Source organism: Micromonospora sp. NPDC005324 (assembly GCF_040607155.1).
In the GTDB taxonomy this organism is placed as follows: Bacteria; Actinomycetota; Actinomycetes; order Mycobacteriales; family Micromonosporaceae; genus Micromonospora; species Micromonospora trifolii.
Map to the genome: position 1 here is coordinate 1 of NZ_JBEXGE010000026.1, position 24,723 is coordinate 24,723.

22 protein-coding genes, 2 tRNA genes and 1 pseudogene are annotated in these 24,723 nt (G+C 68.4%); 17 read left to right on the forward strand and 8 right to left on the reverse strand.

What is annotated here, in order from left to right; translation table 11 throughout:
• Positions 1-162: 162 nt before the first annotated feature.
• The 6 genes from gyrA to ABZS40_RS24530 all read left to right on the forward strand — a co-directional run bounded on the left by gyrA (position 163) and on the right by ABZS40_RS24530 (position 4,625).
• A complete protein-coding gene (gene gyrA, locus ABZS40_RS24505) occupies positions 163-2,688 on the forward strand; it encodes a DNA gyrase subunit A (protein ID WP_354945750.1) in 2,526 nt (841 codons plus the stop codon).
• A gap of 4 nt (positions 2,689-2,692) precedes the next feature.
• Positions 2,693-3,598 carry a DUF3566 domain-containing protein gene (locus tag ABZS40_RS24510; RefSeq protein ID WP_354945751.1) on the forward strand — a complete coding sequence of 302 codons (906 nt, stop codon included), beginning with the start codon at positions 2,693-2,695 and terminating at the stop codon, positions 3,596-3,598.
• A gap of 151 nt (positions 3,599-3,749) precedes the next feature.
• Positions 3,750-3,823, forward strand: a tRNA-Ile gene (locus ABZS40_RS24515).
• 42 nt (positions 3,824-3,865) lie between these two features.
• A complete protein-coding gene (locus tag ABZS40_RS24520) occupies positions 3,866-3,994 on the forward strand; it encodes a DLW-39 family protein (RefSeq protein WP_209444550.1) in 129 nt (42 codons plus the stop codon).
• 41 nt (positions 3,995-4,035) lie between these two features.
• Positions 4,036-4,108, forward strand: a tRNA-Ala gene (locus ABZS40_RS24525).
• Between the two features lie 283 nt (positions 4,109-4,391).
• On the forward strand, positions 4,392-4,625 hold the full coding sequence (locus ABZS40_RS24530) for a hypothetical protein (protein ID WP_354945756.1): 234 nt from the start codon (positions 4,392-4,394) through the stop codon (positions 4,623-4,625).
• 9 nt (positions 4,626-4,634) lie between these two features.
• On the opposite strand, the pseudogene ABZS40_RS24535 reads toward ABZS40_RS24530, so the two are convergent.
• The 3 genes and pseudogenes from ABZS40_RS24535 to ABZS40_RS24545 form a co-directional block, all read right to left on the reverse strand.
• A pseudogene (locus ABZS40_RS24535) lies at positions 4,635-5,624 on the reverse strand (recombinase family protein); the annotation flags it as partial.
• 184 nt (positions 5,625-5,808) lie between these two features.
• Positions 5,809-6,057, reverse strand: coding sequence for a hypothetical protein (locus ABZS40_RS24540; protein ID WP_354945758.1), 249 nt, complete (start codon positions 6,055-6,057; stop codon positions 5,809-5,811).
• Positions 6,058-6,517: 460 nt separating this feature from the next.
• On the reverse strand, positions 6,518-7,393 hold the full coding sequence (locus tag ABZS40_RS24545) for a replication-relaxation family protein (protein ID WP_354945759.1): 876 nt from the start codon (positions 7,391-7,393) through the stop codon (positions 6,518-6,520).
• A gap of 567 nt (positions 7,394-7,960) precedes the next feature.
• On the opposite strand from ABZS40_RS24545, the gene ABZS40_RS24550 reads away from it, so the two are divergent.
• Complete coding sequence (locus tag ABZS40_RS24550; protein WP_354945761.1) at positions 7,961-9,334, forward strand: helix-turn-helix transcriptional regulator; 1,374 nt, start codon at positions 7,961-7,963, stop codon at positions 9,332-9,334.
• On the opposite strand, the gene ABZS40_RS24555 is transcribed toward ABZS40_RS24550, so the two are convergent.
• Complete coding sequence (locus tag ABZS40_RS24555) at positions 9,331-9,894, reverse strand: NUDIX hydrolase (RefSeq protein ID WP_354945763.1); 564 nt, start codon at positions 9,892-9,894, stop codon at positions 9,331-9,333. The two genes, ABZS40_RS24550 and ABZS40_RS24555, sit on opposite strands and share 4 nt — an antisense overlap.
• 497 nt (positions 9,895-10,391) lie before the next feature.
• Here ABZS40_RS24555 and ABZS40_RS24560 point away from each other — a divergent pair, with 497 nt between their 5' ends.
• The 4 genes from ABZS40_RS24560 to ABZS40_RS24575 are packed head-to-tail and all read left to right on the forward strand — an operon-like array spanning position 10,392 to position 14,119.
• A complete protein-coding gene (locus tag ABZS40_RS24560) occupies positions 10,392-11,174 on the forward strand; it encodes a hypothetical protein (protein ID WP_354945765.1) in 783 nt (260 codons plus the stop codon).
• A gap of 20 nt (positions 11,175-11,194) precedes the next feature.
• Positions 11,195-12,187 (forward strand): hypothetical protein, encoded by a 993-nt coding sequence (locus ABZS40_RS24565; RefSeq protein ID WP_354945767.1) that lies wholly within the window; start codon positions 11,195-11,197, stop codon positions 12,185-12,187.
• Entirely contained in the window at positions 12,175-13,080 is a 906-nt protein-coding gene (locus ABZS40_RS24570) for an NAD-dependent epimerase/dehydratase family protein (RefSeq protein WP_354945768.1), read from the forward strand. The genes ABZS40_RS24565 and ABZS40_RS24570 overlap by 13 nt, the downstream gene beginning before the upstream one ends.
• Positions 13,073-14,119: an FAD-dependent oxidoreductase gene (locus ABZS40_RS24575; protein ID WP_354945769.1), complete on the forward strand. Its 1,047-nt coding sequence runs from the start codon at positions 13,073-13,075 to the stop codon at positions 14,117-14,119. The genes ABZS40_RS24570 and ABZS40_RS24575 overlap by 8 nt, the downstream gene beginning before the upstream one ends.
• Here the strand turns inward: ABZS40_RS24575 and ABZS40_RS24580 are convergent.
• The 4 genes from ABZS40_RS24580 to ABZS40_RS24595 all read right to left on the reverse strand — a co-directional run bounded on the left by ABZS40_RS24580 (position 14,112) and on the right by ABZS40_RS24595 (position 18,248).
• The gene (locus ABZS40_RS24580) at positions 14,112-15,131 is read right to left on the reverse strand and encodes a tryptophan--tRNA ligase (protein ID WP_354945771.1); all 1,020 of its coding nucleotides are present in this window, start codon (positions 15,129-15,131) and stop codon (positions 14,112-14,114) included. The two genes, ABZS40_RS24575 and ABZS40_RS24580, sit on opposite strands and share 8 nt — an antisense overlap.
• A 73-nt stretch (positions 15,132-15,204) precedes the next feature.
• Positions 15,205-15,885: an HAD-IA family hydrolase gene (locus ABZS40_RS24585; protein WP_354945773.1), complete on the reverse strand. Its 681-nt coding sequence runs from the start codon at positions 15,883-15,885 to the stop codon at positions 15,205-15,207.
• Positions 15,886-16,000: 115 nt separating this feature from the next.
• Positions 16,001-16,876, reverse strand: a complete 876-nt coding sequence (locus tag ABZS40_RS24590; protein ID WP_354945774.1) for a DMT family transporter — start codon at positions 16,874-16,876, stop codon at positions 16,001-16,003.
• Between the two features lie 34 nt (positions 16,877-16,910).
• A complete protein-coding gene (locus ABZS40_RS24595; RefSeq protein ID WP_354945775.1) occupies positions 16,911-18,248 on the reverse strand; it encodes a hypothetical protein in 1,338 nt (445 codons plus the stop codon).
• 320 nt (positions 18,249-18,568) lie between these two features.
• On the opposite strand from ABZS40_RS24595, the gene ABZS40_RS24600 reads away from it, so the two are divergent.
• The 6 genes from ABZS40_RS24600 (at position 18,569) to ABZS40_RS24625 (ending at position 24,607) form a co-directional block, all read left to right on the forward strand.
• A complete protein-coding gene (locus ABZS40_RS24600; protein WP_354945776.1) occupies positions 18,569-19,975 on the forward strand; it encodes an APC family permease in 1,407 nt (468 codons plus the stop codon).
• Positions 19,972-20,985 (forward strand): acetamidase/formamidase family protein, encoded by a 1,014-nt coding sequence (locus ABZS40_RS24605; protein WP_354945777.1) that lies wholly within the window; start codon positions 19,972-19,974, stop codon positions 20,983-20,985. Before ABZS40_RS24600 ends, ABZS40_RS24605 begins: the two co-directional genes overlap by 4 nt.
• Before the next feature lie 9 nt (positions 20,986-20,994).
• On the forward strand, positions 20,995-21,669 hold the full coding sequence (locus tag ABZS40_RS24610; protein ID WP_354945779.1) for a GPP34 family phosphoprotein: 675 nt from the start codon (positions 20,995-20,997) through the stop codon (positions 21,667-21,669).
• A 28-nt stretch (positions 21,670-21,697) separates the two neighbouring features.
• Positions 21,698-22,381, forward strand: a complete 684-nt coding sequence (locus ABZS40_RS24615; protein ID WP_354945781.1) for a GNAT family N-acetyltransferase — start codon at positions 21,698-21,700, stop codon at positions 22,379-22,381.
• A gap of 166 nt (positions 22,382-22,547) precedes the next feature.
• Positions 22,548-23,726 (forward strand): hypothetical protein, encoded by a 1,179-nt coding sequence (locus ABZS40_RS24620; protein WP_354945783.1) that lies wholly within the window; start codon positions 22,548-22,550, stop codon positions 23,724-23,726.
• A 245-nt stretch (positions 23,727-23,971) separates the two neighbouring features.
• Complete coding sequence (locus ABZS40_RS24625; RefSeq protein ID WP_354945784.1) at positions 23,972-24,607, forward strand: bacterial transcriptional activator domain-containing protein; 636 nt, start codon at positions 23,972-23,974, stop codon at positions 24,605-24,607.
• Positions 24,608-24,723: the final 116 nt, after the last annotated feature.

The following is a 24,723-nucleotide window of genomic DNA, read 5'->3' on the forward strand; positions in this document are numbered from 1 at the left end:
AAAACAAGAGTTATTTAAAGTACATTTGGAGACGGGGGGGGGCGGGGGGGCGGCCCCCCCCCCCCCCCCACCACCGGTCCACAGAGTTATCCACAGCTTGGCCGGTATCCACAGCGGTTATCCACAGCACGAAAACGACTCTGAGTCTGATAAGGGTATACAGTGACCGATTCTCCCGAGTCCACACCGAACGAGCCACAGGTCCCCGCCGAGGCCACCACCGCCGCCGTGGTCGCACACGACCGGATCGAACCGGTCGGGCTCGAGGTGGAGATGCAGCGCTCCTACCTCGACTACGCGATGAGCGTCATTGTCGGCCGGGCGCTGCCGGACGTCCGGGACGGGCTCAAGCCGGTCCACCGCAAGATCCTCTACGCCATGTTCGACTCCGGCTACCGTCCGGACCGCGGCTACGTGAAGTGCTCCCGTGTCGTCGGTGACGTGATGGGTCAGTTCCACCCGCACGGCGACGCCTCGATCTACGACGCGCTGGTCCGGATGGCGCAGCCCTGGTCGCTGCGCTACCCGTTGGTCGACGGCAACGGCAACTTCGGCTCGCCGGGTAACGACCCGGCCGCCGCCATGCGATACACCGAGTGCAAGCTCGACCCGCTGGCGATGGAGATGCTGCGGGACATCGACGAGGACACCGTCGACCTGCAGGACAACTACGACGGCCGGGCCAAGGAACCCACCATCCTGCCGTCGCGGATCCCCAACCTGCTGCTGAACGGCTCCGAGGGCATCGCTGTCGGCATGGCCACCAAGATCCCGCCGCACAACCTGCGGGAGATCGGCGCGGCGGTGCAGTGGTGCCTGGAGCACCCGGAGGAGGACGAGGAGACCACGCTCGAAGCCCTGCTCGGCATCGTCAAGGGCCCCGACTTCCCGACGCACGGCCTGATCGTGGGCACCACGGCGATCCAGGACGCGTACCGCACGGGTCGCGGCTCGATCCGGATGCGCGCCGTGGTGGAGGTCGAGGAGGACAAGCGGGGCCGCCCCTGCCTGGTCGTCAGCGAGCTGCCCTACCAGGTCAACCCGGACAACCTCGCCGAGCGGATCGCCGAGCTGATCAAGGAGGGCAAGCTCGCCGGGATCGCCGACATCCGCGACGAGTCCTCGGGTCGTACCGGCATGCGGATCGTCCTGGTGCTCAAGCGCGACGCGGTCGCGAAGGTAGTGCTGAACAACCTCTACAAGCACACCCAGCTCCAGGAGACCTTCGGCGCCAACATGCTGGCCCTGGTCGACGGGGTGCCGCGCACGCTCAACCTGGCCCAGTTCATCCGCTACTACGTCGAGCACCAGATCGACGTGATCCGTCGGCGGACCGCGTTCCGGCTGCGCAAGGCCGAGGAGCGGGCGCACATCCTGCGCGGCCTCGGCAAGGCGCTGGACGCGCTCGACGAGGTCATCGCGCTGATCCGGCGTTCGCCGACAGTGGACGACGCCCGGCAGGGCCTGATCCGGCTGCTGGAGATCGACGAGATCCAGGCGACAGCGATCCTGGACATGCAGCTGCGCCGGCTCGCCGCCCTGGAGCGGCAGCGGATCGTCGACGACCTGGCGAAGCTCGAGATCGAGATCGCCGACCTCAAGGACATCCTCGCCAAGCCCGAGCGGCAGCGAAAGATCGTCTCGGACGAGCTGGGCGAGATCGTCACCAAGTGGGGCGACGACCGGCGGACGCAGATCATCCCGTTCGACGGCGAGGTCTCGATGGAGGACCTCATCGCCCGCGAGGACGTGGTCGTCACGATCACCCGCACCGGGTACGCCAAGCGGACCAAGGTCGATCTGTACCGCTCCCAGCGGCGCGGCGGTAAGGGTGTCAGTGGCGCCACGCTGCGGCAGGACGACATCGTCAGCCACTTCTTCGTCTGCTCGACCCACGACTGGATCTTGTTCTTGACGAACAAGGGCCGCGTCTACCGGGCCAAGGCGTACGAGTTGCCGGAGGCCAGTAGGGTAGCCAAGGGCCAACACGTGGCCAATCTGCTCGCCTTCCTACCCGACGAGCAGATCGCGCAGATCATCGAGATCCCGAACTACCAGGTAGCCCCCTATCTGGTACTGGCCACGAAGAACGGCCTGGTGAAGAAGACGCGGCTCGAGGAGTTCGACTCCAACCGTTCCGGCGGCATCATCGCGATCAACCTGCGCGATGAGGACGAGCTGGTCGGTGCTGCGCTGGTTGCGCCGGAGAACGACCTGCTGCTGGTCTCGAAGAAGGCACAGGCGATCCGGTTCAACGCCTCGGACGAGGCGTTGCGGCCCATGGGCCGGGCCACCTCGGGCGTGATCGGCATGCGCTTCACGGACGACGACGTCCTGCTCGCCATGGAAGTCGTGCGGGAAGGTTTGGACGTGCTGGTGGCCACGAACGGGGGATACGCGAAGCGAACCCCGATCGAGGAATACCCGGTGCAGGGCCGGGGAGGTAAGGGCGTGTTGACTGCGAAGATCACCGAACGGCGCGGTGGTCTGGTTGGCGCGGTGGTGATCGATCCGGACGACGAACTGTTCGCGATCACCAGCAACGGTGGTGTCATTCGGACTCCGGTGAAGCCTGTACGGCGTACGCGTGACCGGAACACAATGGGGGTCAAGCTGATGGACCTCCCGGACGGCGTGACTATCGTGGCGATTGCTCGCAATGCCGACGAGCCTGACGAACAGGACTAGTTGAATGACGGAGACACAGGCGAAGTCGGGGAACACAGGGACCTCGGCCAAACCGGTCGACGAGGAGGCCGCCAAGGGCGGCACACCAGCGACCGGCCGCGCGGCCGTGGGCCGGGCGACGGTCCCCGCCGACGCGCCTGCCCCGAAGTTCACCAGGGCTCCCGGAATGACACCCCCGCCGGGCGACGATGGCGAGTCCGGCGACAAGACCGAGACGCCCAGCGCCGAGGCGCCGACGTCGGCCGCCGCCAATCCTCCGGGTCCGGCGGCGGCACCCTCGGCACGTCCGGCGGCCACCCAGCCGATCGGTCTCCGGGCCGGTCAGGCGACGTCAACCGGGTCCACCGGCACCCAGCCGCGGATCACACCCGGGATGACCCAGCCGCAGCCGGACTCGGCGCGGGCAGCCGCCACTGCCGGTCGCCCGGCCAGCGGCGGTGGCCTGCCACCGGGGATCGGCACCGCGTCCGCCGTCGGGGCAGCCCGAGTCGGTGACGCGGTGCGTGCGGCGCGTACGTCGGTCAGCTCGGCCGCCTCCCGCGGGCCGCGTCGGGCCCGGCTGAACCTCAAGCGGATCGACCCGTGGTCCGTGATGAAGTTCGCGTTCGCGGTGTCGGTGGTGCTCTTCATCGTCGTGGTGGTCGCCACCTCGGTGCTCTACCTGGCGCTGGACGCGATGGGTGTGTTCCAGAGCGTCAACGAGAGCCTGAGCGACCTGGTCAACGCCGGCGGTGGGCAGAGCACCAGCGGCTTCCAGATCACCGCCAAGGGCGTGATTCTCAGCTCGGCGCTGATCGGTCTGGTCAACGTGGTGCTGTTCACCGCGCTGGCCACCCTGGGCGCGTTCGTCTACAACGTCTGCGCCGACCTGGTCGGCGGGATCGAACTGACCCTCGCCGAGCGGGACTGAGTGACCGGGACGCCGGGGCACCGCGGAAAGCGGTAGCACCGGCGTCCCGTACTCGGGTAGGTTTCTGCAGGCGGCGACGGCCTGGCTCGCAAGCGCGGACCCCGATTTGGGGCCGGCGGAGCGGATGGGTTAATCTTGCTCGTCGCAACGCGGGGCTATAGCTCAGTCGGTTAGAGCGCAGAGCTGATAACTCTGAGGTCGATGGTTCGATTCCATCTAGCCCCACCGCATGTCGTCCGACGGTAGTCGAGCGCGAGGGGTCGCCCCATGTTCAAGAAGCTGCTGATTCTGGCTGGCGTCGTCGGTGTGGCCGCCGTCGTGTTCAACAAGATCAAGGCGTCGAACGACGAGCGTGCCCTGTGGCACGAGGCGACCACCGCGCCCGACCTGCGCTGACGTTCGGCCCGGCGCGAGCAGTCGTCGCCGCGGCACCTCACGGGGCCCTAGCTCAACTGGCAGAGCACTGCCTTTGCAAGGCAGGGGTTAGGGGTTCGAGTCCCCTGGGCTCCACCGACCGCACCATTGTGCGAACCGGTGGTACTCCTGAAGTGCCCCCGTCCGTTTCGGGCGGGGGCATCGTCGTGTCTGTGGGGATCTTGAACACGGGTACGACTCCCTGGTCGGTGAGTTGAACTTCGGCGATGAGCGTTTCGACTGCGGCCTTGCGCTCGGTGGCGCTACCGCTGGTCATGATGGCGCTGAGGTGGTCGCGGATCCGGGCGACGGTGCCGGGCGGCGGGGGCTCGGGCTGCGATGTCAGGCCAGCGTCGAGTTCGGTGTGCCGGGTCCGGAGTTGGGTCAGTCGCTGGCGGAGGTCGCGGATGCGAGGTCCGGCGGTGGCGTCGTCCATGGTGCCGTTCTCGAACGCGGTGTGGTAGCGGTCGATCGCGTTCTCAGTGCTGGTGATCTGGTGGGCGATGGCGGTGAGTTCGGCGCGACGGTCGCCGTTGGTGGTGTCGTGTTGGGCGTGGGCGCGTTGGATCATGGCGGCGAGGACGGGTTCGGCGGTGGTGTAGAAGTCGAGTAGGGCTTTGAGGATCATCTGATCGAGGTCGTCGGCGGGGAGTCGGGGGGCGGTGCAGGTGGCGTGTTTGCCGTATCGGGTGCGGGTGAAGCAGGTGTAGTAGCGGTAGCGGCGGGTGCGGCCCTTGGCGGACGTGCCGATGTAGCGCTGTCCGCACTGCGGGCATGTCAGTAGGCCGGTGAGGTAGTAGTCCGAGTCGGACATGGCCCGTTGGGTTTGGACGTCGCTGCGGGCGTTGGCGATGTCCTGGGCGCGGCGGAAGGTGTCTCGGTCGATGAGCGGGTCGTGGGCGTCGGGGACGTAGACGTCGCGGTAGGCGATGTCCCCGAGGTAGGCGGGGTTGTCCAGGATCCGGTTGATGGTGTGTCCGGACCACTGTTTGCCGGTGCGGTTGGGGACACCGCGCTCGTTGAGGTCGCTGGCGATCGCGCGTGTGCCGAGTCGGTCGCGGGTGTAGAGGCGGAAGATGTCCCGCAGGATCGGTGCCTCGTCCGAGTGGGGGACCAGGCGCTGCGTGTCTTTGTCGACGAGGTAGCCGTAGGGGCGGGTGCCGCCGGCCCATTGGCCTTTGCTGGCTTTCGCGGTCATGCCACTCTTTACCCGGTCGATGATCATGTTGCGTTCGAATTCGGCGAACACGGCGAGGAATTGCAGCATCATGCGGCCGATGGCGCCGCCGGTGTCGACGGGTTCGGTGGCGGAGGTGAATCGGACGTTGGCGGCGTCGAGGGTGGCGGCGAGGTCGACGAATTGGGCGAGGCTGCGGCTGAATCGGTCGACTCGGTAGACGAGGAGGACGTCGTACATGCCGGCTTTCGCCGCGTCGAGTGCTTTCTTGAGGCCGGGGCGTTCGGTGGTGGCGCCGGAGGCGTCGTCTTCGAATTCGCAGACGATGACCCAGCCGGGGTGGTTGTCGACGTACTTGTGTAGGGCGGTGCGTTGGGCGAGCAGGCTGAAGGGCTGGTGTTCGTCGTCTGTGGAGCGTCGGATGTAGACGCACACCCGGCACGGGCCGGTCGGACCGTCCGGCTGGGTGCTCGTGGGGGCGCGTCGGCCGCGTCGCTTCGGTGCGCTGGTGGGGGTGGGCTTGCCTGTCAAGGTGGTTCCTCCGTGCGGGGTTGGGGTGGGTCGGCCGGTGGGCGGCCCACGCGCAGGTGGGCCGCCCCCGGCGTTGGGGCGAGGGAGTTCAGGCGGCGAGGTCGGGGTGTTCGCGCCGGAAGTGGTTGAGCAGGACGGCGAGGGCTTCGGCGGCGTTATCGAGTTCCTCGGCGGTCATGGAAATGGTGTCGACGCGTGCGATACGCATCGGAATCGTCGTTTCCTTTTCGTTGATGGGGAAGTGTTTCGCACCGCCGTGATTGGTGGCGGTACCGGGATACGGTTCGTCAGGATAGCTCCGGACGGCGTTTTCGTCGTCATACGGCGCGGTGGCCACAGTCCTCCGAAGAGCATGTGAATCTGCGGGGGTCGGAGTCCTTCGTTCATGCGGTTTCCTTTCCTGCGCGGATTCGCGCGATCGGTCCGATTGATGCGAAAGCGGCGACTCAAGGCGGTCGCTCTGCTTCCGTGAAAGGGCGGGGACGATACCTCTGAGCGCTGTCACCGGGAAGCGTTTCGGACTGTCAGCGGCTCACGGGAACTCACGCGGGGCGTCGGAGAGCGGCGCTGACAGTTGCGAAGCGTTGCTGTCACCGTGGGAGCAGAGGTATGGTCCGCGCCCCGCCGGGCGGGAGTGGCTGGGGCGTTCGCTTGCCGCGCTGTGCCGGTCGCCGCCGCCATCGCGGTTCGGGAAGTAGCCCTCGCGTCCGCCGGTCCAGGGGTCTGCGGCGTGATGGCCCTGCCGCCGCCTGTGTGGGCGCGTGTCCGGCTCACCAGGGGTGGGTCGCCGTTGTGGGTCAGGTGGCCTGTGTGGTGCGGCTGTCGGCGGCGGGAAGGTCGGCCAGGCGCATCGGCGCCCCGTGGCGGCGGTGCAGCCACCACACCGCTTCGGCCGGGTTGATGCCGGTGACCTCGGCGTGCACGGCGGTAGCCACCGGATACATGGCCCCGGCCGCGGTGAGTTCCTGATGCAGGTGCCGCTCGCGTGCTGGGGAGTGCAGCCAGAACAGCACCGGCCAGATCCGGCCGGTGACGTGCGCGAGGTCCCGGTAGCCGTCAATCTTGTCGACCAGTCGGGACAGCGGCCGTTCGGTGCCGAGGTCGTACTCCAGGAAGAACGGCACCCTGCGGTCGCCGTCGATCCAGATGCCGTGCCCATCCGGCCGTGAACTGGGTGTATAGGCGAGGGCCGAGACGTCGTCGCCGGGTTCGGCGAAGGCACCCGTCTGCTGGCAACGGGCCGCCGGCCACCAGCGCACCAACTCGCTGTCGGGATGGGTGCGGGCGTGTCCGGCCAGGGCGGTGAAGAAGCCGTTGACCCCGAGCAGGTGCGGCAGGTTCGCCCGCCTCGTCAGATGCCACCGCCTGCGCCGGGCTTGGTCCCTACGCGGCAGGTCGTCGCCGCGCTGGGCGGCGACGACCTCGACGCCGAGCTGCGCCAGCACGTAGTGGAACGGGTAGGAGCCGCCGTCGGGCTTCTGCGGCCGGAACCGGTCCACCACCCCCAACTTCTTCATGAGGGCACGCAGGCGCTCTTGGGCGTAGTCGATCGACGGGTAGAGGGCTTCGGCGATTTGGAAGGAGGTGAGCACCCCGTGGTCGGCCAGCCAGCCGAGCAGCACGAGGTCGCGATCGGTGAGCTGGGCCTGCACTCGAAGCAGCGGATCAGGCATAAGCCACCACCATCCCCAGGGGGAGAGACCCAGTCAGAGGGTCTGTCGCAGCACGACAGACAGTGCTGACAGCCGCCCCGACCTGGGCTGTGAGCCATACCGGAGGGTCCGTTCGGGGGTCCTGCTGAAGCGGGACGCCAAGTAGGAGACCCGGCGGGACCCGCAACGGGAGGTCAAGCCCGTTGCTGTCGATCTGGGAATGACCTGATGCGTATAGATCAGCGAGGTTTGCTGACACGGTCGAGTAGATGACTGGAGACATCGCGGATGAAGCCTTTCGATAGGATTTCGGGTCGCTCGGCAACATGGACTTTGGGCTGTTGCCGTCACTTTCAGCCGACAGTGGCAACGTGCAACCTGCGTGACTTCGCAGCGGGCTGTCGTGTCTCGACGGCTTCGGGCGCTCAATCGCTGAGCGGATTCATCAGGTCCGCCGTGCCAGGTCCACGCCTGGCGGGGTGGTAACTGATGGCTGTCGCGCGGTCGCTGTCCGGAGAGGTAGCGTCCATCGATGGCAGTGATGTGGCCGCGCGTGTTTAGCCGACCCACTCTCGGAGGTTGCATGCCATGCCTGGGCGGCGAGCTATCGATCCAGCGTTCGGGGAGTTTCTGAAGGCGCTGCGTTTGAAGCGGCACCTGTCACTCCGTCGGCTTGGCCAGCAGATCCACTGCTCTCACGGCTACCTGTGGGATCTGGAGGCTGGGCTGAAGCGTCCGAGCCCGTCCGTGCTGGCGCTTCTCGAGGCTGCGTTGGGCGCGGGCGGTGAACTGCTCGCGTTGGCATCCGTGGTGTCAGCCGACGTCGGCAAGGCGTCAGCAGGCGCGGTCACCGCCGGTCCGACCGCGATACCGGGGCTAGAGTTCGCAGCGGATTGGCAACGCGGTGTTGCCGTCGCGACCGAGCTGTGGCGGGACGATATGCAACGGCGGGAACTGCTCCGAGGCGTCGGCTTCAGCGCGGCGGCGTATCTCTCACCAGCCGTACGCTGGCTGACCGCGCCGCTGGACGAGCGACCCTCTAGCGCCGGTGAAGGCCTCGTAGGGGAACCAGAGATCGAAGCGGTACGGCGCGTCACCGGCGTCTACCGGTCACTGGACAACCAGTACGGCGGGACGCGAGTCCGGGACAGTGTGGTGCGGTTTTTGGACACCGAGGTGGCTGGGCTTCTGCGTGGCCGGTACGACCAGCGGACAGGTCGAGCCCTGATGTCCGCTGCTGCCGAGGCGACGCAGCTGGCCGGTTGGTCGTCGTACGACGCCGGCCTGCACGGGCTCGCGCAGCGGTACATGGTGCAGGCGTTGCGTCTGGCCGCCACGGCGGGCGACCGGCCGCTGGGTGCGGAGATCCTGGCGGCGATGAGCCATCAGGCGGCCTACCTTCGTGCCTCGTCGGAGGCGGTGGACCTGGCTCGTGCGGCCCGTCTGATGGCGGCTCAGGCCGGGGTCGCGGCGATCGAGGCGGAGTCGGCGGTACTCGAAGCGCAGGGCCACGCGGTCGGCGGCGACGAGGCGGCATGTGCCGCCGCGCTCGACCGGGCTGAGCGCGCGTTCGACCGCGCCGATCGCGGCAGCGATCCGCAGTGGTTCGGCTATTTCGACGAGGCGTATCTGTCGGCGAAGTTCGGGCACTGCTTCACCGCCCTCGGGCAAGGCAAGACGGCCGCACGCTTCGCGGTCCGCTCGCTCGACATGGATGGCCAGGCGTACGCCCGCGGGCGCCAGTTCAACCTGGCGCTCCTGGCGGTGGCTCACGTGCAGTGCGGCGATCCCGAGCAGGCGGCTGTGGTGGGTGTGCAGGCGGCCACGGCCGCGGAGCAGTTGACCTCGCGCCGAGCACGGGACTACCTGGCCGATCTGGCGGATCGGCTCAGCCCGTACCAGGAGCTTTCCGCCGTGAGCGAGTTCAGCGAGCGGGTCCAGCCGCTCCTACGGTCTGTCTAGATCCGCCCGGAGGCCTTTGCCAGCAGAGTCGCGAGCAAACCCGTCACGGAGCCCGCGCCGACGATCTCGCCAGCTCCGATGCGCTGTTGCACCTCCGCCAGCGGAATCCATCCGAGCCGTTCGGTCTCGTTGATGTCCGGTGCCGCGCCGGTCGGCTCGGCGCCCCTAGCGAGGTAGACAACGTTCGGTTGGTCGATCGTTCCCACCATCGGCTGGAACGCGATCAGCGGCTCCATGCTCTTGGGCCGCCAGCCTGTTTCCTCCTCAACCTCCCGGGCGGCGCACACGGCCGAGTCCTCATTCGGGTCGAGGTAGCCGCCGGGCAGCTCCCATACCCAGCGGTCGATGATGAACCGGTGCCGCCACATCATCAGGACCCGGTCGGCATCGTCGAGCACGACCACCATCGCGGCAGCCGGAACCCGCAGTACGTACTGCTCGAAACGCACGCCGTCCGGTAGCTCCACGTCGGCGATGCTGAGTACCGCGCGTCGCGTGTCATCGATGATGCGTTCGCCGTGAATCGTCCACTCGCTGGCGCGTCGGGCGTCCGTGGTCATGGCCCCACCCTAATCCAGCCATCGGTGGGCCTTGCGTCTCCGGGCGGTGCTGTCGGCTGACAGCGGCTGACACCGACACCCCTTATCTCACGCTGCGTTGGCGGAAGGCTACTGATCGACGGAGGTGTGGGTCAGGTTGATTCACCCCGGGCTGCCGAAGGGCCGGCCGGTGCCGGGAGTCAGGCGCACGGATCCCATCGTCTCCGTCAGTCCTGCCACCCCTCGACGGGAGACAGCAGATGACCAGCGCCACGGCGGCCAGGTCCGCCCCAGCAACGAACAACGTCCCCTCCGACTTCAGCCGGGAGGTGCTCCGCTCCTTCCTCCAGGACAGCTCAACGACCTCGAACGAGCGATGGCGTCGATGGTGCACCGGCCTGATCCAGGACGGTCACCTCAGCGCGTCAGATCTGTTCGATTGGTGGACCGAGGTTGTCGAGTTCGATCCGGTGCTCCGCAGACACGTCACGCGACCTGTCGCCGTGCCGGACGGCACGGTGGCCGTCGCCGGCAGCGGCAAGGAGCACTTCAAGACGTTCAACGTCAGCACCGCCGCGGCGATCCTCGCCGCCGCAGCCGGCACCCCCGTCGTCAAAGGCGTCTCCCGCTCGGTGTCCGCCATCTCCGGCGCCGCCGACATCCTCGACGTCCTACGGATCAGGCCGGTCATCGACCCGGCGGGCATACCGGGCGCGCTGCAACGGCACAACATTGCCTTCGTCCCCTACCCGCTCTTCTGTCCCCGTTACGCGGACAGGTACGACGGCGTCTTTGACGCGATCAATCCCGCGAGCTTCTTCATGCCGGTGGCGACGCTGTGCGTAAGCGCGTCCCGCTTCCTGTTCGGTCTCGCCCACCCTGATGTGGAGCTGTCGGCACGCGCGCTCCAAGCCATCCGCCCCGATGTTGCCGCCGGAACGGTCGTTTCCACCGATCTCACCGACGGGGAGACAGTCGACGAGTACTGCGGTGTCGGCACCGTCCGCCTTGCGCGCGTCAAGGCCGAACTGGTCGATGCGACCACTCGCGCCAAGAGCGGCCCCGCAACGGCGTGGCGCACCGCCGTTGCCCATCGACCGACTCACGCCGCCAACGCCGCGCTCGCCGCCGAGGCACTCGCGCCGGGTGACGACTCGCCCGCCACCAGCCTTGTCGAGCTGAACGCCGCGCTCATCGTCGGCCCCGGTGCCCTTACCGACGACTCGCTCGATCGCGTACGGCATACCCGACGTTCCGGCGGAGCCATACGCCTGCTCAGGGCGTTGTCCGAGAGCCGATAACCCCACACCAAGGAGGACAGATGCCAGCCATCCCGATGGATCAGCCCACCACCGAGGCTGTCGCCGGGCACCTGGGACCGGCCGCGATCCGCTTCACTCACATCGACGGTGCCGTGCCGGTACTGGAGCCTGACGTGCGCGACTCGACGGCCATCGTCACCGGGTTCGGCCCGACGAACGCACCGACCGCCGGCACCCTGTCGGTGATGCTCGGCGCGGTGGAACTCCAGCGGCGCCTCCGCGCACCGATGACGGTTATCGTCTCCGACCTCGGTGCGTGGAACTCCCGCAACGTCGCTTGGTCGACCCTGGTCCAGGTCCGTGACCAGATGATCGCCTTCCTCGTCGCGCTCGGGCTCGACCGTGAGGCCACCGAACTGCGCTCTCACCTCGATCACGCCAACCTCGTCCGCGCCGGCCGCATCGCCCGTTACCTGTCCCGGGCCGACTTTCAGGAGCACCGTGAGAGCCTGCTGGAGCTGTACTCCGACCACGGCCTGCTCGGCAGCGAGGTCGGGGTGGTCACCGACTCGCTGTACACCGTGGCCGACGTGCTCGGCCCCTTCGACCACGGCGCGAAGCACGTCCTCATGGTCTCCGGAATGGAGGAGGCGTACTTCACCGACCTCGCCCGCCTCGTTCTCGACCGCCAGGCGAACGCCGGAGAGCTGGGCCTTGGCTGGACCGGAAACATCGGTGCCCTCTACTTCCGGGTGCTGGAGGGCCTCGCGGGCTACCCCAAGATGTCCAAGAGCATCCCGGCGTCGAGCATCCACCTCAACATGGCTCCGGACGAGGTAGCCGCGCGGGTGATGAGCGATGACCGGGACAGCCAGCCGGCGCTGCTCTCGGCAATCGAGCTGGCCAGCGGTTGGGACGCTGCCGGTACCGCTGCCGCCAGGGAGGCGTTCGCAGGCCGCGACGCCCAGCCGGGCCCGTGGCGCGAGGTCCGGGCCGAGTTCTGCGAAACCTTCAACCGGTACGCCACGCTGTGGAAGCAGTGCGCCTCGTGAAGCCGGCGGTGGTGGTTCTCGGCGCCTCCGGCCGCCTTGGTAGGCCGCTGGTGTCGCTGTTGTCGGCCGCCGGCATCGACACGATCGCCGTGACGCGCTCACCGTGCACCCGCCAGTCATCCGCCATTGGGTGGATCACCGGTGAGCTGAGCGATCGCGGGGATCAGGCCAGGGTCGTCACCGCCGTGAGCGAGCGGTTCGGCGGTTCGGCGCGCGTGGTCGTGGTCGACCTCGTCCTCGACCGCAGCGGCGTCGATGGCATGCGGCGTAGCGTCCAAGCCTCGACCGACACCGTGCTGCGGTTGCGCGACCGCCTACGGGAGTGCGCCGCCCAGCCCCACCTGATCGCCGCCAGCACCACCGCCGTCCTCGCTCCCGGCCTCTACCAAACACCGTACGGCCTGGCCAAACGACGCCAGGTCATCACCTACGCCCGCGCCGGGATACCCGGAATGGCGCTACTCCTGCCCGTCCTGCGCCAAGCTGCAGCCGACGCAGCTCCGCAGCCCTGGCCGGGGTGGTCATTCGACCACGCCGCCAACGAGCTGCGTTCGGCCGTCGAGGTGGCACCCGACTCCACGTTTACCGTGTTTACCGTTAAGGTGCCGAGCCTCGGCGGTGTCGCCGCCGACGGCCAGACAAATCCTCCGATCCCAGCCGTTCTGAGGGCTCATCTCCAGTGCCTGCTGACCGATCGGAACAATTTGCACGCTCACCGCCGCGCGGCCCGCTTCCGACTGGGTCTGTCTCCGCCCCAGCTACGACGCCGCGTTGACCACCATCACGCGCCGGCTGAGCTGATCCGCCGCTTCGCCGACCGGTACCACGTCACGATCGTTCGCGACCACGCCGTCTCGACCCCAGACGGAGGAGGAACGCCACCTCATGCCTGATTCGAGGAAGAAGATTCTTGTCATCGGAGCCGGACTGTGCGGACTCGCCATCGCCGTCAGCGCCGCCCGGCGAGGGTTCGACGTTGCCTGTGTCGGCGACGGGCGTTGTGGGGCCTCGCTGGCGAACTTCGGTCAGCTGCACTCCGGCGCTGTCCTGGCGCCGGTCCTACCCGACGTCGCCCAGGCCTGCTGGCAGCACCGGAACGACTGGCCGGACGAACTGCTCCACCCCGCCCGGGTCGGCGAGCCGCGCGGCTACGCGCTGTTCAGCACCGCTGAGGCCGTCGACAGGTACCGCACCGCCTGGCAGCATCTGGGCATCGACGTCGAAGAGGTCAACCCAGACCGCTCGGCCTTCGTGGCGGCGTGTCCGCCGGCTGCCGCGTTTCGCATCCCGGACTTCAGCGTCGACCTCGACATCCTGCACGCCCGCTTGACCGCGCTGGCGCGCGACTCCGGTGTGTCGCTGCTGCCGCGGTGTCGGGCCAAACTGCGGCAGAACCCGGACACGGGGCTGGCAACTGTTGACGACTACGGCGGTAGGTGGGACCTGATCGTGCTGGCGGCCGGCGCCGACATTCCCAACCTGCTGGCCCAGGCGGGCGTCGCGCACACGCTCCGGCAGCGCCGCATCGCCTGGGGTCGGCACGCCGGGACTCGTCCGACCGCCTTGACCTACTGGCTCGACGGTGACCTTCTGGCCATCAGCCCCGATCGCTCCGATGCGCGCATTGGGCTGCCGAGCATCAACGGCGAGTACGGGCCGAACGAGGTCGAATACGCGCGGATGCGAACGGCACTTACCCGGCGCGGGCTGCACTCGTCCGACGCCCAGCTCCGCTTGCAGTGGGGAACCGTCTGCGAACCTTCCACTGCTCGGGCGGATCCGACCAGCTTCGTGGCGGACCTTCGCAGTCCCCCTGCTGGTTGGAGCAGAGCGCTCAACCTTCTCGTCGCGGTGCCCGGCAAGTGGACCACAGCGTGGTACTGCGCCGAACGCGTCGTTAGCTTCCTCGAAGAGGAGAGTCAGCTCAGCTGATCCCGATGGCGTCGCGGACCCGTTCCAGCACGGGCCGGGTCTGCTTGCGCGCCTTGTCCGCGCCGTGCGCCAGCAGGTCGTCGAGTTCGCTGCCCGACGCCACAAGCGCCTCGTACCGGTCACGCATCGGCGCGAACCGGTCATTCAGCGCCTCGGTCAACTGCGCCTTGACCTCGCCCCAACCCATCCCGCCCGCGAGTAGGCGAGCCCGGGTCTCGGCCACCACGGCGGGGTCACCGAACCGCTCCAATAGCGTGAACAAGGACGAGGAGTCCGGCTCCTTAGGCGCCTCCAGAGGGACGCTGTCCGTCGTGATCCGGCGGATCACCTTTTTCAAGGCCGCTTCCGGGGCGAACAGCGGGATCGTGTTGCCGTAGGACTTGCTCATCTTCCGGCCGTCGGTGCCGGGCAGCGTGTGAGCGGTGCCTTCCTCGGGCACGACGGGCTTCGGGATCTTCAGCTTGTACCGGTCGCCGTAGATGCTGTTGAACGAACCTGCGATGTCGGCGGCGTACTCGACGTGCTGAAGCTGGTCGCGGCCTACTGGCACCACGTCAGCTTCCACGATCAGGATGTCGACGGCCATGAGCACCGGGTAGTTGAAAAGACCCATATTTACGCCCGCGTCGAGGTCTTCTCGACCGGCTTCACGGTTGCGGTCGCGCGCCGCCTTGTAGGCGTGCGCCCGGTTCATCAGCCCCTTGGCGCTCATGCAGGACAGCACCCACGACAGCTCGAAGATCTCCGGGATGTCGGACTGGCGGTAGAAGGTGGTCCGGTCCGGGTCCAAGCCCGCAGCCAGCCAGGTCGCCGCGACCGAGCGGGTGTAGTGCCGCAGTAGAGCGGGGTCACGGACCGTCGTGAGCGCGTGGTAGTCGGCGATGAAGTACATCGACTCGTAACTGTCCGTCAGGTCGAGCGCGGGCAGGATCGCCCCAACGTAGTTGCCGAGATGCGGCTCGCCCGTCGGCTTGATGCCCGTCAGCGAAACCTTACGCGCCGTAGAACCCATGCTCCGACATTACTATGCGGCCAAGGCCGGTCGATGTCCTTGTCGGCCTTGCCGAGCGGTGATGCCCGGCCTGTCAGCTCATCGGCAAAATGAGCAGGTCCGGCAACTCCGCCATGTCGGTGAAGAGCGCGTCAGCGCCGTCGAGCGTCTGATCTGCCGACACGAAGCCGAGTACGCGCATGCCAGCCGCCCTGGCGGCGGCGATCCCGGACGCGCTGTCCTCGACAACCACACAACGCTGCGGGTCCACCCCGAAGCGCTTAGCGGCCAAGAGGAACAGATCCGGGGCCGGCTTGCCGTGAGCCACGTCGGCGGCGGTGAAGATCCTGTGCTCGAAGTACCGCGCGAGCCCGCTCGCCCGCAGCGTGAGGGCCACCTTCTCGGGGCGCCCGTTCGACGCCACGCAGAACGGAACATCGAGCAGGCGTATCACGTCCAGCACACCGGGCATTGGACGTACCCGAGCGCGAAGGGCCGCGTCAACGGACCGAGTGAGCGAGTCGAACCATCCTGCCGGGGCGGACCTTCCCAGTAGCGTGAGTACGCGCTCGGTGGCCTTGTCCTGGGATAGGCCGGCGAACTCCCGCTCACACTCCTCGTCGGTCATCTCGACGTCGAGTTGTCGTAGCTGTCCCGCCAGCACACCCGCGACGATCGACTCGCTGTCGACGAGCACCCCGTCACAGTCGAAGATCACGAGATCGGGGCGGCTGCCTGCGGCCACTTCGCTGTCCGCTTCACGCCCGCCTTTCACGGGCTCGATTGTCTCCCATCGGGTGGCCCGAGGCGATATGCGAAGGCTGCGCCAACGCGCCCGAGGGCGCCCCGGGATCGCCACACGTGAGCCGTGTCCAGGGGTAAGACGGGCTTTACGGAGGCGTCGGCTCGCTGCGGTGTGCGGCGAGTACGGACCCGACAACGATCGCCGCGAGCCCGAAGACCGCAGCCACGCTGATCTGCTCGCGCAGGAAGGCCACGCCGAAGGCGACGGCGAACGCGGGTGAAAGATAGAAAGCGAGCGCGGCGCGGGCAGGTCCAATCTGGGTGATGAGCTTGTAGAAAAGCGCGAGTGTCGCGCCCGTGCACGCGACCCCAAGCACGAGCAAAGCCATCGTCGCTTCCAAGCCGGGCAACCTGCTCGGAACCGTCGCCGAGGCGGGCACGACCACGGCCGCGGTGGTCACGAGCATGGCGGAGGTGGCGACACCGAGAGGCGGAGCCTCGGCGTACCTGCGATGGATCAGCATCGCGCCAGCGGCATAGCAAACCGCCGCGACGAGGATGAGCGCGCCGCCGAGCAGCGCCATCCGGCCTCCACGCAGGTCGACGCCGAAAAGCAAGATCAGGCCGGCCAGGCCGAGGAGCACCCCGGTCAGGCCCTGCCAGCCTTGCGGGCGCTCACCGGGTGCGAAGCGGAGGGCGAGGAGCGCGACGAACAGTGGCTGCGCGCCGACGAGGATGCCGGCGACGCTCGCCGACACGTATTGCTGGCCGTAGGTGAGCAGCAGCAGCGGCGCCGTGGACTGCACCAGCACCGTCTCAATGATCGCCCGAGGATTGCGCCAAACGGGCCGAAGTGCGTCCCGGCGAACCGCGAGAGGAAGCAACAGGAGCGCCGCGAGCAACACCCGCCCGAGGACGACGAGCGCTGGGGACAGATCGCGCAGAGCGACTGTGATGAGCGGGTACACCGCGCCCCACAGGGCGGACAGGATGACCAGTTCAATCCAGGAGCGGCGGTTCACAGCGGGTCGGAGCGGGTCGACGTACGCACGCGCTCTAGTTAATCAGCACCTGCCGGTAGAGGCTCTGCACGCAGTCGAGGCCGGCCCAGGGCAGCAGGTCTATCAGGAGCTGCCGTAGGCGCTTGCGGTTGCGCTCGGATCCGGTCCGGCGCGCGAGAATGTCAGCCTGGGTGGCCGCATGGCAGGCCTGCTCGACCTGGTTCATCTGCGTGTACGCGACCGCGAGGTCGATGAAGGTACCGGAGCGTTCCCGGACGAAGTCAGCGGGCAGCAGGGTCAACGCTTCGTAGAGCGAGCGGGTCGCGTCGGTGGGGCGGCTGAGCCGGGTCAGGCATCGACCCTTGAGTCGGGCGGCGTGGCAGTCGGCGTTGAAGAAGCTCAGCCAGACGGGCGTGTTGGCCGCGCTGACGCCGTCGAAGACCCGTTCGGCTTCGGCCAAGGCGGTCATTCCTCGGCGAGGCTCGTCAAGGAGGCCGTGTGCTTCGCCGATTGCCTCACCCAGCCAGGAGTTGACGGCGGCCGGCATGCTCGGTCCGCCGACGTCACGGGCGGTGCCCAGCAGGCTGAGGGCGGTACGCCCGTCGCCACGGTGCAGGTGGATCTGGCTGAGAACCCCCAGACCATAGGAGTGCAGGGATCGGTCGTTCGCCTTTTCGGCGAGTGAGATCGTGAGCCGGCAGAAGCCATGTGCCTGTTGGTAGCGCTGAGCGTCGATGGCGAACCATGCGGCGAGCTGGGCGGCGTCGCCTGCGGCGCGCAGTAGCCGGTGATGGGTGCTGGCGTTGATCGTGCGGTTGCTGACCTCCAGCATTCGGTGTAGGTGCGCGCTGACATCTGCGCTCACCCGTCCTGAGCCCTCCCGGTAGTCGAGATGCCGGTAGGTGTCGGTCAGGATCTCGAAGTCCTCGACGATCCGATCGGTGACCCGAGTCAGGACCGTGCCGTCGGGCAGCGGAGCGCCGGTGCTGCGCTCGCCGGTAAATCGGCCCGCGTGCGGCTCCGGTTCGCTCGCGCGTAGGGCCGCTGTGTCGAGGTGGCTGTGGTCCTCGCCGCCGAGCAGGTCGCCGGCCGCGCACCGGTAGAGAAACGCCAGCTTGTTCAGCGTGTTCAACGATGGTGCCCGGCCTGCCGGGCCAGGCCAAATCTCCCAGTACGAGATCTGCTTGGCGGTCTTCGGCGCGTCCGCGTCGGGCCACTGCTCGTTCCAACGCCGCGCTACATCGGCCTGCGTCAGGCCGTGCGCGAGGCGGAAGGCCACCCGCGGGTTGAACCGGTACCGCTTCCGCCAGTGCGAGGCGATCTGCCGGTACGTCCAGCAGCTGGCGCGAAGCTCGTCGGCCTCCCGCTGGTAGCTACGCGCGCTCCTCGCCATCCCCGCCTCCGCCTCCGGGCCGCTGTGGGTAGCACGTTAGCGATCACCATCGCTGTGACGGAAGCCATCCGCGCGAGTACTCCCCGTAATCCGTGGAGTACCGGTGGGTCAGTGATCCCACCAACGGGGGTCGATCTTTGTCGCTGCGGACGCGACCCTCGATCACGACGATGATCGCCTGCTCGAAGGGCATTGCCTGGCAGCACGCGATCCAGAAACGGCCGGACGCGCAGGCGCTGACGGCATCGCACTCAAGCCGGGTGGCCGCCCACCATCTGGCGCTGCGCCCGAGCGATCGATGGGGAAAGAGAGGCTCGCTGATGTATGAGCATGACGAGTTAGCCCAATACGGCTATCGGCAGGAGTTGGCTCGGAGGCTCCGGTTCCGGGACCTGGTCGCCTACGGGCTGGTGTACATGGTGCCGATCGCGCCGATGGCGATCTTCGGCAGCGTGTACGCCGGCTCCGGCGGCATGGTCGCCCTCGCCTACGCGGTCGGGGTGGTGGCGCTGGTGTTCACTGCGTTCTCCTACGCGCAGATGGTCAAAGCGTTCCCCATGTCCGGGAGCGTCTATAACTACGCCGGTCGGGGCATCAGCCCACCGGTGGGGTTCCTCGCCGGGTGGGTGATCTTGCTCGACTACGTGCTCGTGCCAGGGCTGTTGTATCTGGTGGCGTCCGTGGCGATGCACGCGACGGTCCCGGCGGTGCCGGTGTGGGTGTGGCTGCTCGGGTTCGTCGCGGTCAACACGATTGTGAATTCCGTCGGCATCCGGATGACCGCCGTGGTCACCCGGGTCATGCTCGTCGGCGAGCTGATCGTCCTGGCGATCTTCCTGCCCATCGCGGGCTGGGCTCTCGCCTCGGGCAGGGGTCGGTTCAGTTGGGACGCCTTCTACAACGCCGACACGTTCACCTGGTCGCTCGTCGCGGGGGCGGTGTCGATCGCGGTGCTGTCGTTCCTGGGCTTCGACGGCATCAGCATGTTGGCCGAGGAGACCAAGGGCGGTTCCCGGCAGATCGGCCGCGCGATGGCCGCCGTCCTGATCCTGGCCGGGGTGCTGTTCATCGTCCAGACGTGGCTGGCCGCGATGCTCGTCCCCGACCCGGCCGGTCTCTTGGCGAACGGTGACCCGAACGGGACCGCGTTCTACGACGCCGCCGCCGTGGCCGGCGGGAGTTGGCTGGCGACCCTGTGCGCGGTGGCGACGGCCATCGCCTGGGGGCTGCCGAACTCGATGGTCGCGCAGGTCGCCACCTCACGGCTGCTGTACGCGATGGCCCGCGACCGGCAACTGCCCGCGTTCCTGGCGAAGGTGTCGATCCGCCGCAACGTGCCGATCAACGCCACCCTGCTCACCGGGTTCGTGTCCCTCGCCCTGGGCCTGTACCTGGCGACCCGCGCGGACGGAATCACCCTGCTGTCGTCGCTGATCAACTTCGGGGCGATGGTCGCGTTCCTGGTCCTGCACGTCTCCGTTGTCGTATACCACCTCATCCGCCAGCGCAGCCGCAACTGGTGGGCGCACCTCGTCATGCCCGGCATCGGGTTCGCGATCCTCGCCTATGTCGTGGTCAACGCGAACATCGCCGCGCAGCGCCTCGGTCTGGCCTGGCTCGCATTGGGCATGGTCGTTCTCGCCGGCCTGTACCTGGCCGGTCGCCGGCCCGTGCTATCGGGGTTGGCGCCCGCGCAGGCACCGGCGCGTGACGTGGAGCGGGTGTGACCGGCATGGACACGATCACTTACCGTCCGGCTCGCGATGAGTTGGCCTACACCTTCGGCGGCCGAATGCCGGTGGCCCACGTCCGCTCCGGCGACGTGCTGCGGGTGTTCACGGAGGACTGCTTCGGCGGTCTCGTGCGCGGTCCGGCGGACCTGCCGTCGCGGGTGTGCCGGATGCCGTACCTGAATCCGGTGTCGGGGCCGTTCTTCGTCGAGGACGCTGAGCCTGGCGACACCCTCGCGATCCACCTCGCCGCCATCGAACCCACCCGGGACTGGGGTGTCTCGTCGACGTTCCCGCACTTTGGGGCGCTCACCTCGACCTCGCACACCGCCACCCTGCAGCCGCCACTCGAAGAGCGCGTGTGGGTGTACGACATCGACCGGCAGGCCGGGACGGTCCGCTTCCACGCGACGGGCAGTGACCACAGTGTCGACCTGCCCCTGGACCCGATGATCGGCACGATCGGCGTCGCTCCGGGCGGGTTCGAGGCCCGCTCCACGATCGTCCCCGACGCCCATGGCGGAAACCTTGACACCCCCGAGCTGCGCGCCGGGAGCACCCTCTACCTGGGGGTGCATGTGCATGGGGCGATGCTCGCCCTTGGCGACGGGCACGCCCGCCAGGGCGAGGGTGAAGCCTGTGGGGTCGGGGTGGAGATCGCCACGACCACCACGCTGATCATCGAGGTCATCAAGCGCACCTCGACGGTCTGGCCCCGGGTGGAGACCGACCGGGAGATCATGTCGGTCGGCTGCGCCCGCCCCCTGGAGGACGCCTACCGGATCGCCCAGCGCGATCTGGTCGGTTGGACGAGCACGCTGACCGGTCTGGATGAACTCGACGCCTACCAGCTCGTGTCGCAGGCCGGGCGGGCGCCGATCGGGAATGTGTGCGACCCGAACTACACGGTCCTCGCTGCCGTCGACAAGACGCTGCTGCCGGCCCCAACCGCCGCCTACGGCGGGGTCCATGCCCGGTTGCGGCAGTACGCTGCCGGGCTGCGATAGGGGCCGGCGATGACCGCGTCGATTCCCCGACTGCCGCTGCGCGATGAGTTGTTCCTGCTCGGCCATAACGATGACACCGGCCAACCTCACGTCCACCGCCAGGCCCTCGCTCTCGGCATAGCTGGCGCGGTCCTGATCGACCTGTTCCTCGCCGGGCGGATCGCCCTCGACGACGGCCGCCCGGGCGGGCATCAGCGGCTGTGGTTGCACCTGGACCGGCCCGTCGGCGACTTGATCGCCGACACCGCCATCGCCTCCATCCGCTACGCCAACCCCGCCCCACCCCTGCGGGGATGGCTGACCTGGTTCGCCGAGGACCTGTACGAACGCACCCGCGCCGGCCTGCACGCCGGCGGCATCCTGCGCCACACCACGCATCGCCGCCTTGGCGGCCTCGCCCGAGCCGACCGGTACCTCGCTACTGACACCAAGTGGGCGGTCGTCGCCCGGGCTCGGCTGCGTTACCTCGCCGTCGGTCGCGACCAACCCGACAACCACACCGCCGCCCTCGCCGGACTCGTCACCGTCCTGGGCCTGACCGAACACCTCTACCTCGACGAGGACACCGCCGCCCTAACCGCTCAACTGCGGGCCATCGCCGAACAGCACCACCGGCAGGTACGCGATATCACCATGGCCGTCGACGCCGCCGTCGGTGACCTCGCCACCGCCGCCTACCGCTAGCCACCCGACGGACAAGGAAACCGCACCGATGGACACCGACATGCGCATCCGCGCCGCCCGCTGGGCAGACAACGACCCCGTCGCCGCGCTGATCGCCGCCGCACTGCACCCCACCCCGCTCGCCGCATGGCTCGTACCCGACCCGGCCGTGCGACGTCGAGTGCTCACTGACGTCCTGGCGATCTGGGTGGAACACGCCATGTTCTACGGCGACAGCCACGTCACCGACGACCTGACCGCCGCCACCGTTGGGTTCCACCGCTACCGGCCCATCCCACCACCGGCCAACTACCGCAGCCGACTGCTCGACGCTGCCGGTCCGCACGCCGACCGTTTCGACCAGCTCGACACCCTGCTGGCCGCGTCACGGCCCACCGAACCGCACTACCACCTGGCGTTTCTCGCCGTACACCCCGACGCCAGAGGCGCGGGACGGGCGACGGCGATACTCACCCACCACCGCAGTCGACTCGACCGCATCGACCTGCCCTCCTGGACCGACACCACCACAGACGCCCACACCCTGTACACCCGCCACGGCTACAGTCCACGACCGCCGGTCACCCTGCCCGACGGGCCTGTCCTGCAGCCCATGCGCCGCGACCCCGGCTCCCGCCCTGGCACCTGGCTCAGTAACCCCGCTCGCCCCGCCGCACCCCGGCCAGATGGCTCTCAACCCGCCAGCAGCGGGCCGGCGATGAGGTCCAGATAGCAGGAACTGCCAGCAAGAGTCACGCCCGGAACCCGCCCAGCGACCTGCGGCGCCATCGTCGCGGTGGACGACCGCCCCTGCCCGGCCGGCTCCGTGCCGCGCTGTCCAGGCGGTTGCCGTCACCCACTCCCGCCCCTGACGCATCTGTTCGAGGAACAACCAGCCGATGGCCTACCCCCGCAAGTACTCCCACGACTTCATCGACGCCACCATCCAACAGGTGACCGCCCTGCGCGACAGCGGACACCGCGGTCCGATCACCGCGGTCGCCCGCGAACTCAACCTCGACCGGCGCCTCGTGCAGCAATGGATCAGCAAGACCAGAACCGCCAGCGCTATACCGCCGGCCCCACCCGCCCCGCCACCGCCCCCACCCCAGCCCGCCGGGGATCCGCCACCGGTTCTCCTAGCCGCCGAGCTCCTGCACTGCCGCACCTGCGAACAGCTCATGACCAGCACTCCTGCCGGCAACCGGCTCGTCTACCAGTGCCCGGATAACTGCCGGCGGCACGGACTCGACGCCGCACTCGTCGCCGATACGATCGGCCGGGCGATCCTGCGCCACACACCCGCCATCGTCACCGCCCCCGGCCAACCCAAGAGCACCAACCTCGCCGCCGTCCACGCAGGCCGGGTCCTCGCCCGCATTACCGTCGGATCTACCGCCACCGACCTGCGTTTCACCTGGCGCGCTGCCCCCGCCCCCACACCCGGCCAGCCAGGTCCTGCCCTCGCCGAACGGCTGCGATCCGCCCGCTCCCTCGCCGCGACCGACCCGCAACGCGCCCGAGAGACACTGCGCGAAGCCCTCGCCACCGCCGACCCGACCACCGCCGACCCGACACACGCCGACGCCGCCCAGCTCTACGCGGAGCTGCTGACCCGGCTCGGCAACCCGGCAGCGGCTATCCGCTGGGCCGGCTCCGCTCACCACAGCCGCGCCAACCTGCACGGCCCTTCCGCCTGGTCCACCCTCGCAGCCGTCCACACGCTCGCCACCGCCCACCGGCAGGCCGGGCACAATCAGCGCGCCTACCACGCGTACCGACACCTCGCCGACCAACTCATCACCACCGTCGGGCCTGACGCCCACCCCACCCTCGCCATCAAGGCCACCCTCGCCCTCGTCCTGCGCGACCTCGGACACTGCGGCGCCGCCCGACGCCTACTCGCCGACACCATCACCACGCACCTCCGCGCCCACCCCCATCACCCCGCAACCGCCCGCATGCTTCAGCACCTGCACGAGATGTGGCAGCAGTGCGAAGACCGCGGACACACCCACCCCGACATCGAGTCTGATCCCGGGGGAAGTCAGCGGCAGCACAGCCAGGCGGGGAACTGAGACCATCTGGCACCGCCGACGGTCACGTGTCCGACCGTCGAGCAGTCGGTACGCATTCGACCGGACCGACAGGCCGACGGGATCTGTACCGTTGCGTCAATGAGCAACGCGTCCTCACACGCGATGTCGAGGACGGTCACTGGCGCCCCGCCGTGAACGACTCGCGACCGGGGAACCCTCCCGCTATCACTTCCGCGGGCGGTCACGGTACTGAACCGCTGAGCAGCCGAGTATCCGCCCACCCCATGGGCCGACAGATCGATGTCAAAGCGAACCGGATTCGGGTCCAGGTGCTCGGCACACCGACCATCCTCGGCGTGCCCGACGGGCAGAACATCCGCCCACAGGCGATGGAGCTTCTCGTCTACCTGATCGTGCGCGGAGGATCGGCCTACCAGCACGAGATCCTCGGCGACCTCCTCCCCGAGCCGACGCACCGCCTGGCCGCGCAGCGGCTGCACACCTACACCTACAACCTGCGCCAAATCTTCCGCTCCATCAGCGGGGACAACACCTACCTGCGGCTGCGCCGACACCACTACACCCTCAACACCGACGCCTTCAACGTCGACCTGTGGACGATGCGCGACGCCATCACCGCCGCCCAACACGCCACCAGCCCCGCCACCATCACCGCCGCCCTACGCCACGCGATCTCCGTCTACCGCGGACCTTTCGCCGCCAACACCGGGTACCTCTGGCTCGCCCGACACCAGCAAGCGGTATCCCGTGAGTTCCTGACCGCGGCCGTCAACCTCGCCGAGGAGCTCGCCGACCGCCCCGCCGAAGCCAACGCCGTCCTCGACAGGGCTGCCCACCACCACCCGGACGACGAACTCCTCGCCTCCGCCGCTGCCACCATCCGTCTTCGGCTGGGTTGACTGCCGCCCTCACCACCGCCGATGCCACGAACGACCTGAAGGTCTCTGCACTAACCAAAACGGCTTCTGTCAGATTCTACGAACGCCTCAACTTTGTGATCTTGCAAGATTCATTC